Here is a 12468-nt window from a genome sequence, read left to right on the forward strand (position 1 = left end):
TAATACATTTAACTGATATTAATTAAAAAACCATCCCTATGAAAAGAAATTTTCTTGCCTTGCTGCTTATACTAGCAGCTACATCCCTTTATGCCGAAAAAGCACCTATTAAATTTGGAAAAGTAAGTATCGAAGACTTAGAGATGACAGTATATGAACCTGATACATCTGCAACAGCTGTTGTATTATGCAAATATGCTTACTTCAATGCTAATAATCTATCATACAGACTTGTTAGGAGAGTTAAAATCCTTAAAAAAGCAGGAACTGAATATTCAGAATACACCTTTCCAGGTGATGAAGATGTAAATATTCGCGGAAGAGTTTATAACCTTGATAATGGCGAAATAATAGAAGAAAAACTTAAGAAGGAAAGTATCTTTAAAGAAAAGGTAACTGAGGATTATTATCGAATTCGGGTAGCCATGCCAAACATAAAAGTTGGTACAGTATATGATATTGAGATCTCTCATACTCTTTTGCCTTCAGAGTTTTCTTTTCAGGAATTGATCCCTGTTAAACATGCCGAAATTAAACTTGAAGAATCAAATATCATTAGCTATCGCAAACGTTCCATAGGATATCGAAGAATCACACCTGTTAATACCAATACATACCGAATGCTTGAAGTACCTGCATTTAAAAAGGAAGCCTATATGAGTTCGATTGAAAACTATATGTCGAAATTTGAATTTGACATATTGAATATCACAGCTCTTAATTATGGTATTTACAGAAACTACACAACATCTTGGGAAGCTGTAAATGATCGCCTTGCAAGCAACAAATACTTTGGCCACGCAATAATGAATGGTTCAACATACTTAACAAAAGTAAAAAAACGTATTGAGGCCGATTACACAAATGATTTAGATAAAGTTAAAGCTGCCTATAATGAAATTAAAAAGATCAAATGGAATGGAATGGAATCAGCATATAGTTCCAGCTCGTTACTTTCAACACCATACAAAGAAGGAAAAGCCAACTCCGCAGAAATTAACATGATGCTAATGCAACTTCTTATGAAGATGGATCTTACTGCACTTCCAGTTGTAATAAGTACCAGAGACAACGGACGTCTTCATAGATTTTACCCTAGTTTTAGAAAGCTAAACTATATGATGGTTTGGACCAAAATTGATGATAAAGAGTATATTCTTGATGCTACAGAGCCATTCCTTCCATTTGGAATGTTACCTAAAAGGTGCCTTAACCAGCATGGACGACTGGTCACTAATAAATCAGGTAAATGGCTTGATCTTAATACCGATTTAAAGGATAAAGATGTAGTATTCTATGATCTTAAAATAGATGAACAGATGGCACTGAATGGTAAAATAAGTTATAATCGCTATGATTATTCGGCATTTAATTTTCGTAAAAATATGAATGAATATGCGAGTAACGAGGAATACATTAATCATATTGAAAATACTAATCCAGGCCTGACCATTAAAGATTATTCTTTTGAAAATATTGACAGTCTCAATAAACCGGTTAAAGAACAGTATGATGTAAGCATCAATAACAAAGTGGAAGTCATTAATGAAATGGCTTTAATTAATCCTTTTCTATTTGAGACACTAGAAGATAATCCTTTTAAAATTGAAGAACGAAAATTCCCTGTTGACTTCGCATACAAACATGAGAAATACCTTATTTCAAAAATAAACATCCCTAAAGATTATCAGTTTGAAGAAATTCCGGAACCAATAAGGGCTGTACTACCGGACAAAACAGCAACAGTTTTAATTAATTATCAAGCTCAAGGAAACACAATAACTGTAACATATAGACTTCGGTTAAATAAACCAGTTTACAGTGTTGAAGAGTACCAATATTTAAAATCACTTTATGCAGCTATTATAAATAAACATGCTGAACCAATTGTTATTAAACGCGCACAAAATGAAGCTTCATTATAATCTAATTACATTACTACTACTGCTTTTTTCAAATAGTGTATTTGGGAAAGATAAACTTAAGTATCCTGTTGAAGAAATACCTAAAGCTCTATTGGCAAATGCACATGCCGTGGTAAGGTATAGATCTTCAGCAACAGAATACATTAGTCCAAGTAAGATGGTTAGTAAACAAACGGTTGCTATTACAATCTTAAAAGAAAGTGCTCTCGAACTTTCCTATTTTTCAGAAAGATATACCAAACTTTATAAAATAGAAGATATCGAAGGTACAATATACAACAGCACAGGTAAACGCATAAAAAGAATAAAGCAAGATGATATAATCGACCGGAGCTCCATTTCTGATGCATCACTGTATGAAGATTCAAGGGTTAAATTAATAGATCCTAAATGTACTGATTACCCTTTTACGGTGGAGTATTCATATACAATGAAAATAAATAACTCTTATTTGTGGCCAAGTTGGTCTCTATTCAATGGTATGAATGTTTCTGTTCAGGAGTCGGTTGTTTCATATAAAGTACCTAAAGATTACAACTTTAGATACAAGGTGAATAACTTTACTCAAAAGGTGGAATTGATTGAAAACGATAATAGCAAATTGTACACTTGGGTGGCACGAGACTATGAAGCACCAACTTTTGAACCGTTGTCTCCTCCAGCTTCCTTATGGGCCCCGACTATTATTGTATCGCCAAGCTATTTTCAGTTAAAAGGTTACAGTGGCAATCTGGAAAGCTGGAAAGGATTTGGAGATTTTTGCTATTCTCTTATCGAAGGAAAGGATAACATTCCTGAAGAAACAATAAATAAGATAGGTCAACTATTTACCGATGAAATGACTGACTACGAGAAAATTAGTAAAATCTATGAATTTTCTCAGAAAAAGAATCGCTACATCAGCATCCAGGAAGGTATAGGTGGACAACAGCCTTTTGATGCAGAAACTGTTGATCGCTTGTCTTATGGCGACTGTAAAGCATTAACAAATTACGTGATGTCAATTCTTAATCATTTTGGTTACAAGAGTCATTATACAGTAGTAAGTGCAGGCGATGATAATATCACGGTTGATCCTGAATTTGTAGCTGATAGTTTCAACCATGTCTTTTTAAACGTTGAATTACCCAATGATACAATATGGATTGAATGTACAAATTCACACTCTCCTTGTGGATATATCAGCAATTTTACCGATGATCGAAATGCTTTAGTAGTTAAGAATGGTGGTTCAGAATTAATTAAAACACCATCATACTCGGTTGAAGAAAACCGTCAGACCATTAAAGCAACGATCAACCTCGATTCAGATGGATATGCGGATGCCAATGTAAGAGCCTGCTATTCGGGAGCATTATACAGTAATGAATTCGCGCTAACCATACTCGATGAGCAAGATAGAAAAAAACACATCACCAATTCCATTGATATACCGAGTTTTCAGATTGAAAAATATGAAATTAATGTAATTAAGAAACGTCATCCTGAATTACACAAAACCATCGATCTTATTCTGCCAGATTTTGCTACAAAAATGGGAACGCGTCTACTTCTTAAAACCAATAAAGTAAATGACTTTTCAACCATTCCTGCGTATGCCAGAAATAGAAAAACACCCGTTTATATTAAACGCAACTACAGTGAATGCGATACTTTAATATACAACCTCCCAGAAAACATGCAGGTCGAATCTTTACCCAAAGATGTGAATTTAACTACGCCATATGGAAGTTATAATTGCAGTATCAAGAGTGCAAATAAACAATTAATTGTACATCGATATCTAGAAATCAAAAAAGGTTTATATCCTAAAGATGAATTCAATGATTTTAGGAAATTTCTTGAGCAGATTTCTACTGCTGATAAAGCCACAACAATTCTTTCACCTAAAACATAACAAAAAGCCGGCATAGCCGGCTTTTTCATTAGTAATTTCTTAATACTCTAGAAGCTCGAATAAGTCGATTCCGAATTTATTTTCATTGGCATTTCCATTGGTGTTGGTAACTGAGGTGACTCAATAGCAACAACACCATCCAGATTTTGTGTCAGTTTTATTTCTGTAGGCCAACCTGTTTTAGCATTTACACTGGCAGCAAAACTTAAACCTCCTTTTAAATCAAAATGCTGTGTCATGCCCATCTGCTGCATGGTTTGTCCTTCTTCAGTTGCCATTGTGCCTGAACCAGATAGACTTACACTTTCCTTTCCCACTTGATCAACAGTATAGTTATAAGTATTGTTAATCGTTACCGGTTGCCTCAACTGAGTATTATTGGTCCACTTTGAGCCAACCTTTATCTTTTCCTCCGGATAAACGATAAACATACTGCTTAGTGTATTCTTCATATTTTCATCCGAAAATTGACCTCCCAATTGCTTCTTCATCGTTTCGGCCTGCTGCTGGTCTTCACCAAAAACTGACGTTATTTTACTTGCTACCGTTTCAAATCCCCTTACCTCCTGAATATTACCTCGATCATCAAACTTCACCTGAAATTTATGCCCTACAATCAGGCTAAAAGTTTTATTAAGTGGATTTGATTGATCTGCTGATTCATCTTTCGAATCATAACTCATATTCATCATCGGACTCTCCATCTTAAAAAGCATTGACTCAAATACAACCTCTGAGGAGTAAACATTTCCATTTTTAGCAAGTATAGTTACAGAAACATCTCCACCTATTGTATTCTTTATATTTTGGGTCATACCAGAGATATTCTGCTCAATATCCTGAACCGTCATCTGCTTAAGTCCGTATTTTTGTCCCACCTTTAGATTATAACGTAAGGTAGTTTGTGCAGACATGCCGATTGACACCATTAATACTGTTACAATCAGCATCATTTGATTTATCTTCTTCATAATTATAAGGTTTTATTTATTGTTTCACGAAACTAAGAAAAATAATCAAGGGCAAGCTTAGGGCAATGTATTATTTATCAATCTCAAAACCATTATAAGTTTCGAATTGCCAAATTTCGACAATATTCTTCACTGCCATTTCATAAGGTTTGTAAATACGATTGGTTGATACCAACAATAAAGTCTCATTCTTTTTAATCTGATTGTAGACTACCTTAAAAACAATCCCTTCATCGCAGGTAACAATGATGCAAGGTGTACCATCCTTAATATGGTTCCAGTTTTGAATATACGATCCCGTCACCCAATCTCCTTCAGGAATGGGTAACATCGAATCACCTTGAATCTGGAAAGTGCGATAGGTCTTATCGTGAGGTAAAAAAGGTAATGAGAACTTTGGCAATGAAGCAATAAAATCGATATCACCATAACTCGTAGTGTAGCCTGCCTGCGCTTTTACCGGTACCATCTCAATGTTTTCCTTACCGTCCTTATCCACCGAAACTGTTAACAATCTCAACTTTTGTCCGGTCACATCAATATCAAAACCACCTTCTATCTGCGACAACTGAAACTCCGATAAAGCATCGAGCTTATAACGCACCAATGCATCGATGGATACATTAAAATACTCGGCAAACTTAATGAGGGTTTTAAACGGAGGTTGTACACTCTTTTCGTAACCAGCCAACGTTGTGCGGGTTAATTCTAAAATAGTCGCCAAATCAGTTTGTGATAAGCTCTTCCGCTTTCGTAAAAACCTGATGTTTTCTGCAAAATACATGTATACTATTTTAATGTTTCAGACGAATAACTTTTTCCCTCTCACTATCAACAACCTATACACTTGTATAGGAAACTTCATATCATTTCATTTTACAAAGGTAATAAAAATGACTATATTATAGTCAAATAAATGACGATATAATCGACAAAAAAAATGAACAAGTCAATAATACACCTGGATTTAGATACGTTTTTCGTATCGTGTGAGCGGCTGATGAATAAAGAGTTGATTGGTGTACCTGTTCTTATCGGTGGTACTTCGGACAGAGGTGTTGTGGCTGCCTGCAGCTACGAAGCCCGCATATATGGAATACATTCGGCTATGCCGATGCGCATGGCACGACAATTATGTCCCCATGCCAAAGTTATCAGGGGAAGCAGTCAGTCTTACAGTGAATTTTCGAACCAGATAACAGAAATTATACGCGAACGTTCGCCGCTGTTTGAAAAATCCTCCATCGATGAGTTTTACATTGATGCAACCGGTATGGATCGCTACATCAGAACCACTTACCTGTGGGCCAAAGAACTGCGTGAAAAAATTATTCATGAGACTAAACTCCCTATCTCATTCGGTCTGTCGACCAGTAAAACAGTAGCTAAAGTAGGTACTGGCGAAGCCAAACCCAATAACCACATACAAATACAAACTGGCTATGAAAAACCCTTTCTGGCTCCTTTGTCTATCAAAAAAATACCAATGGTGGGTAACAAAACCTATCATCTACTCAGACGCATGGGCATTGAAAGAGTACGCACCATTCAAGAGATGCCGGTTGAACTGCTCGAACGCGTATTGGGCAAAAACGGCATTGCCATCTGGAGGAAAGCACATGGTATTGATAACACACCTGTAGTTGCCTGGAGCGAACGCAAATCCATTTCTACCGAACGTACTTTTGAACAGGATACAACTGATGTGTATAACCTGAAAAGCATTTTGCTTAGCATGGCCGAAAGCCTGGCTTATCAGTTGCGTAATAGTAATAAGCTCACTTCGTGCGTGTCGGTCAAGGTACGCTACTCCGACTTTCAGACACACACCAGACAAAAGCACATTCCTTACACATCGCTCGATCATACACTGATTGAAACAGTAAAGGATCTATTTGACAAGGTATATGATCGTCGAGTGTTGGTCCGTCTGGTCGGTGTACGATTTAGTAGCCTTATTGGTGGTAGCTACCAAATCCGGCTGTTCGAGGATTCTTTTAAAATGATTAAGCTCTACCAGGCCATGGATAAGCTACGTGGACGCTATGGCGAAAATGCTGTAAAACGTGCCCAGGGAATACAAGCACGCTATGTCAAGCAAATGAATCCATTTAACGGGCAGATTGACGGAGAAATTATTGGTTCTAGTCCGCCAAAGGAAGTAAAACAAAAGAAACAAGATACAAGACAAAAGTACAGTATTGAGAGTTTGGAGTTTTAAATTATGAGGCCCAAAGTCTGAGAAAGAGAGAGGGAAATGAGAGATGAGAAAAAGACAAAGTACGGAAGATGGAAGACTAAAGAAAAACAAGTAAAGAATAACAATTCACCAACTTGACAGTTTGACAAATCGACAATTTAAACAGTTCAATTAACTAAAAACAAATGCTTACCAACTGCCATTCATATTACAGCTTTAAATACGGTACTATTTCTACCGAAGATTTGATCAAAGTACTGGTGTACCATGGCTATAACACCTTCGCCTTAACCGATATTAATAACACAGCAGCCAGTATCGAGTTTGCACGTTTAGCTACTCAAAACAATATTACGCCTGTTGTTGGGGTTGACTTTCGTAATGGCGTGCAGCAGCAATATGTGGCCATTGCCAAAAATAATGATGGTTTCAGGGAGATAAATGAGTATCTAACACCTCACCTGCACGAGAAAGTGGATTTTGATATACAGGCACCTGCCTTTAAGAATGCTTATGTGATTTATCCCTTTACTTATGCCGATGATGAGCTACGCGACAATGAATTCATCGGTATTTCTCCCGAAGATTTAAAACAACTTCCTTTCTCACATTGGAAAGACCGGCAAGATAAGCTGGTGGTGAAACATACCTGTACTTTTCGTAATAAGCATGATTACAATGCTCACCGTCTGCTTCGTGCCATCGACAACAATACATTATTAAGCAAACTACCTAAAGAAGAACAAGCCACCGAAGCAGATACTATTATTTCCCAAACCGAATTATTGAAGTTGTATGCCGATTATCCGCAAATAATTGAGAATACAGAAGGCCTGCTGAAATCGTGCAGCATCGATTTTAATTTCGGCACCAACAAAAACAAACAGATATTTAAGAGCACGAAAGAAGCCGATTTTCAGTTACTGAAAAAACGTTGTGAAGAAGGCCTAACCTATCGTTTTCCTAACAAAGATGAAGAGATAGTAGAGCGCATGAACAAAGAGCTAAATGTGATTCGTAAAATGGGCTTTTGCGCTTACTTTTTAGTAACGCTGGATATTGTGGACTATGCACGAAGCAGGGATTATTACTACATTGGCCGGGGAAGTGGAGCCAACAGTCTGGTAGCCTACTTACTACGCATTACTAATGTTGATCCCATCGAGCTTGATTTATATTTCGAGCGCTTTATCAATCCCTTCCGTAAATCGCCGCCCGACTTTGATATTGATTTTTCGTGGACCGACCGCGAAGATGTTACCCGCTACATCTTTGAAACTTATGGTTACGACCGTGTAGCTTTGCTGGGCAATTACATCACATTTAAATATAAATCAGCTATCCGCGAGATAGGCAAAGTATTTGGTTTGCCCGACGATGAGATTATCACATTGCAACAGAACTCTTCATCAACCAGCAATAATAAATATGGTGAATGGGTGCTTAAGTACAGTAAGTTTATCAATGGCTTTCCCAGTCACTGCAGCATTCACGCCAGTGGTATTATCATTTCGGAAGAACCCATAACCTGTTATTCATCTACAGAACTACTTCCTAAAGGCTTTCCGTCTACTCAGTTTGATATGTATACTGCAGAGGATGTGGGTTTACACAAGTTCGATATCCTAAGCCAACGCGGGCTAAGCAAAATTAAAGATTCACTGGACATTATTCGTAAGAATGCCGGGGTAGACATCGACATTGATAACATCGATAAGTTTAAAAAAGACAACTGCATTAAAGAGCTGCTAAAAGTGGGTAAAGCCATCGGTTGTTTCTATGTCGAATCGCCAGCCATGCGAATGCTGCTTACCAAACTCAAAGCTGATGATTACCTGCGTCTGGTGGCGGCAAGCTCCATCATCCGGCCGGGTGTAGCCAAGAGTGGCATGATGCGCGAGTATATCCTGCGCTTTCAAAACCCACAACGCCGCGAACAAGCCCGAAAAGATTTACCCGAACTATATAACATACTTGAAGAAACCTACGGTGTAATGGTGTACCAGGAAGATGTGATTAAAGTGGCACACTATTTTGCAGGCCTATCGCTGGACGAATCAGATGTACTTCGACGCGGTATGTCATGGAAATTCAGACAACGTAACGAATTTTGGAAAGTACGCGAAAAATTCTTTAGCAACTGCCGCACGAAAGGCTATGCAGAGAAGACTATTGGTGATATCTGGCGACAAATCGAAAGTTTTGCTAATTATGCCTTTGCCAAAGGTCACTCGGCCAGTTATGCAGTTGAAAGCTATCAGGCGCTATACCTTAAAGCTTACTTTCCGCGCGAATACATGGTGGCCACACTCAACAACGGCGGTGGTTTTTATCGTCAGGAGTTGTATATCCACGAAGCACGAATGAATGGTGCCATTATTGAAGCTCCTTGTGTCAACCGGAGCGATTGGCCCTGTATTATCTATGGCAAACACTTGTTTTTGGGGCTATTTATGCTCTATGGTTTAGAAAAAAAGTCGATAGAGATGCTTCTGAATGAACGTGATTTATTTGGTGCATTTACCAGTCTGAGCGACTTTGTCAGCCGTGTACCTATCTCATTGGAACAGCTATTGATATTGATTCGCATTAACGCCTTTCGTTTTACAAACAAAACCAAGAAGGAGTTACTATGGGATGCCCATAACCTGTTAGGGCACAGCAAAGCAACGAAGCCAGAACCAACACTGTTTCAGCCCGAGGTGCGAGAGTTTGAATTGCCCAATTTGTGGGAACATGAGTTGGAGAATGCCTTTGATGAACTGGAGTTATTAGGTTTTCCACTGACTTCACCCTTCAAACTACTGGAAAACCAAGCACCGAGCTTGCTTAAGTCGGCCGATTTACCACAGTGCATTAATAAAACAGTAGCCATTGTGGGATATTTGATAACCCGTAAGCCCACTCAAACCAGCAGCGGTGAAAGCATGTCGTTCGGCACATTTCTGGATATGGACGGCCACTGGCTTGACACCATTCACTTCGCCAATTCATTTAAACGCTATCCTTTTCGAGGGCCGGGTTGCTACCTTATTCGTGGGAAAGTAGTTGAAGAGTATGGTTTTATTTGTATTGAAGTTAACCAGATGTATCGGTTAAATAATCAGAGTTTAGATACCAATACTCGCTTAAGATCACCTTCGTATGTCACTTAACTATTCATGCCGATCAACAGTTGAAATTAAAGCAGAACACAGATGTATCGGACTTACAGTCCTCAAAACCACAAACTTTTTATCCATAGCCCTATCGGACTATGCTGATATGTATCGTCCTTTTCAGGACTGATAAGAGAATCCAAACAATTGGCAGCTGCTGGCGCAGATTTGTAATCTGTACTTATAAGAAATTAAATACAAAGCCTAACAATTTCAATTGGGCTCATCGGATATTGAAAAAGGCACAGATTATAAATACGTACCAGAGGTACACTCCAATTTATTAATCTTTCGATAGCAGTTTGGGACCAAACGCCTTAATACCGATCGCACCTAATGGGGCCGTGGTAACAATGCTTAATACGGCCATGGCTAAAATCATTTGTCCTACCTCAACGGATACATCTCCCAATTTACCGGCTTCAATTAAGGTTAAGGGAACCGCTCCGATGGCTGCCTGTACCGTTGCCTTGGGCCAGTAAGCGATAATACAAAACAGTTTCTCTTTATTATTTAAGGCCGTTCCCAATAAAGATATCCACACGCCAACACTTCTAAAAGTTAAGCCTACGAACAAAATCAATAAACTGGTTCCAACCAAAGAGGCATCCAGTTGTTTAATCTGTACTTCGGTACCGATGTATACAAAAAGCAATATTTCGGACAAGACCCACACTTTGTTAAACTTCGCCGATAAGCGTTTGGCCAGTTTACCATACTTCTCAAGGATAATAAAACCAATGGCCATAATGCCTAACAATCCCGCCAAGGGAATTATGGTCTTAAGGCTTTCCATCTCGGTTAGCTCGTAATACACCACAGCTACAATCATAAAAATGATGACCTTTTTGGTATCACGGATATGAAACTTTTTAAAGAACCAGACTAAACCAAAACCTAATACAACACCAATTAAAGCCCCCAATGCAATACCCGCCGGAACACTCCACAATATATGCCCGACATTTATAGCCGAACCAGCCGCCAGGCCAGTAAATACACTAAAAATGGTTATGGCAAATACATCATCAACCGATGCTCCTGCCAATACCAAGGTGGGTATTTCTTTTTTCTTACCAAACCCCTTGTCCTTCAGTTCAAGCATAGTGGGCACCACTACTGCCGGTGAAACCGCCGCAATAATAAAACCCAGCATACCACCTTCGATCCACGAGAAGCCAAACAGATAATGGGCAGCCAGCATTAAGATGCTTCCTTCAATTACTCCCGGAATAAAACTCATATTGATGGCCGGTCGTCCCACCTTATGCAGAGTTTCGCGATTAATGCCCAATCCAGCACGGATCAAGATGACAATTAAGGCAGCAGTTTTCAGTTCTTTTAGTAACAGGCTCACCCCTGGACCAACCAAATCCAGAACGCTAGGCCCTACAATAATTCCGGCCGCTATCAGACCTAAAATACCAGGTAATTTCACCTGTGAAAACAGGTAGTAAAGAATGAGCGCCAAAGTGATGATTAAAGCGATATTCAGTAACATATGCTGTTATTTTTAAACTCAAAGGGTGACTATCTTAAAGTAAAAATAGCCACCCTTTGAGTAAGATATTATCATCTAACTAATTTTTCTTTACATACTTGGTTAAAATGTAAATGTGCTGACCATTTACCTTACCTTCTATGTGCTCCGGGTCTCCGTGTGACAAAATGATATTACGCACAGCCGTACCACGCTTCGCCACAAAACTTGTCCCTTTCACATTTAAGTCTTTAATTAACACAACCGTATCGCCAGCCTTTAGCTCAGCACCATTGCTATCAATGTATCTATCTACCTCATCTTCTGATAAGCCATCGCCATCGGCCTTTGCCCATTCCATAGTCTCATCTTCCAAATAAAGCATATCCAATAAATCCTGTGCCCAATCAGCTTTCAGACGGTTAAGCAATCGCCAGGCCATCACCTGAACTGCGGCTTCGGTGCTCCACATACTATCGTTCAAGCAACGCCAATGATTGGCATCCATGCTATCAGAATTTTCTATCTGATGATGACAAGTATTACATACTAACACAGCCTTATATGCACTCTCATCCTTAACCGGTGGCACTTGGTATACTGTTAATCCTTCATCACTCCCACACAACTCACACTTTGATTCACTGCGAGCTTTCAATTCCTTCTCAATGCTCATACAGTTTCTTTATGAAATAGTCCGTAAAGCACCTTTTTTACATCCTTCATTTCCGGTGTAATGTCAAACACATGAGCCGGTTTTAAGTAGGTTATTTCCTTATCTCTTTTAAAGCGCTGCTCACCTCCTCCGGTAATATTCAATATTATGCAATCTTCTTT

8 protein-coding genes are annotated in these 12468 nt (G+C 38.6%); 4 read left to right on the forward strand and 4 right to left on the reverse strand.

Annotated features, from left to right (window positions below; translation table 11 throughout):
- Positions 1-38 precede the first annotated feature (38 nt).
- Together AC4MRQ_RS04345 and AC4MRQ_RS04350 are read left to right on the forward strand one after the other, a co-directional pair.
- On the forward strand, positions 39-1925 hold the full coding sequence (locus AC4MRQ_RS04345; RefSeq protein ID WP_491196425.1) for a DUF3858 domain-containing protein: 1887 nt from the start codon (positions 39-41) through the stop codon (positions 1923-1925).
- Positions 1909-3822, forward strand: a complete 1914-nt coding sequence (locus AC4MRQ_RS04350) for a DUF3857 domain-containing protein (RefSeq protein ID WP_491196426.1) — start codon at positions 1909-1911, stop codon at positions 3820-3822. Before AC4MRQ_RS04345 ends, AC4MRQ_RS04350 begins: the two co-directional genes overlap by 17 nt.
- Positions 3823-3869: 47 nt before the next feature.
- Here AC4MRQ_RS04350 and AC4MRQ_RS04355 read toward each other — a convergent pair whose 3' ends face one another.
- Together AC4MRQ_RS04355 and AC4MRQ_RS04360 are read right to left on the reverse strand one after the other, a co-directional pair.
- Positions 3870-4793, reverse strand: coding sequence for a DUF6263 family protein (locus tag AC4MRQ_RS04355; protein WP_491196427.1), 924 nt, complete (start codon positions 4791-4793; stop codon positions 3870-3872).
- 70 nt (positions 4794-4863) lie between these two features.
- A complete protein-coding gene (locus tag AC4MRQ_RS04360; protein ID WP_491196428.1) occupies positions 4864-5577 on the reverse strand; it encodes an XRE family transcriptional regulator in 714 nt (237 codons plus the stop codon).
- Between the two features lie 156 nt (positions 5578-5733).
- Between AC4MRQ_RS04360 and dinB the strand changes: the two genes are divergently transcribed.
- Together dinB and AC4MRQ_RS04370 are read left to right on the forward strand one after the other, a co-directional pair.
- On the forward strand, positions 5734-7014 hold the full coding sequence (gene dinB / locus AC4MRQ_RS04365; protein WP_491196429.1) for a DNA polymerase IV: 1281 nt from the start codon (positions 5734-5736) through the stop codon (positions 7012-7014).
- Between the two features lie 164 nt (positions 7015-7178).
- Positions 7179-10148: a DNA polymerase III subunit alpha gene (locus AC4MRQ_RS04370; RefSeq protein ID WP_491196430.1), complete on the forward strand. Its 2970-nt coding sequence runs from the start codon at positions 7179-7181 to the stop codon at positions 10146-10148.
- 286 nt (positions 10149-10434) lie between these two features.
- Here the strand turns inward: AC4MRQ_RS04370 and AC4MRQ_RS04375 are convergent, their stop codons facing one another.
- Together AC4MRQ_RS04375 and AC4MRQ_RS04380 are read right to left on the reverse strand one after the other, a co-directional pair.
- Positions 10435-11652 (reverse strand): cation:proton antiporter, encoded by a 1218-nt coding sequence (locus tag AC4MRQ_RS04375; protein WP_491196431.1) that lies wholly within the window; start codon positions 11650-11652, stop codon positions 10435-10437.
- A 79-nt stretch (positions 11653-11731) separates the two neighbouring features.
- Positions 11732-12307: a PhnA domain-containing protein gene (locus tag AC4MRQ_RS04380; RefSeq protein ID WP_491196432.1), complete on the reverse strand. Its 576-nt coding sequence runs from the start codon at positions 12305-12307 to the stop codon at positions 11732-11734.
- Between the last annotated feature and the right edge of the window lie 161 nt (positions 12308-12468).

It is taken from the genome of Carboxylicivirga sp. (genome assembly GCF_982718395.1).

What these genes read in the sequence shown, in the direction of transcription:
- AC4MRQ_RS04345 (WP_491196425.1), top strand. Translation starts at nt 39, where the DNA reads ATGAAAAGAAATTTTCTTGCCTTGCTGCTTATACTAGCAGCTACATCC.
- AC4MRQ_RS04350 (WP_491196426.1), top strand. Translation starts at nt 1,909, where the DNA reads ATGAAGCTTCATTATAATCTAATTACATTACTACTACTGCTTTTTTCA.
- AC4MRQ_RS04355 (WP_491196427.1), bottom strand. Translation starts at nt 4,793, where the DNA reads ATGAAGAAGATAAATCAAATGATGCTGATTGTAACAGTATTAATGGTG.
- AC4MRQ_RS04360 (WP_491196428.1), bottom strand. Translation starts at nt 5,577, where the DNA reads ATGTATTTTGCAGAAAACATCAGGTTTTTACGAAAGCGGAAGAGCTTA.
- dinB (WP_491196429.1), top strand. Translation starts at nt 5,734, where the DNA reads ATGAACAAGTCAATAATACACCTGGATTTAGATACGTTTTTCGTATCG.
- AC4MRQ_RS04370 (WP_491196430.1), top strand. Translation starts at nt 7,179, where the DNA reads ATGCTTACCAACTGCCATTCATATTACAGCTTTAAATACGGTACTATT.
- AC4MRQ_RS04375 (WP_491196431.1), bottom strand. Translation starts at nt 11,652, where the DNA reads ATGTTACTGAATATCGCTTTAATCATCACTTTGGCGCTCATTCTTTAC.
- AC4MRQ_RS04380 (WP_491196432.1), bottom strand. Translation starts at nt 12,307, where the DNA reads ATGAGCATTGAGAAGGAATTGAAAGCTCGCAGTGAATCAAAGTGTGAG.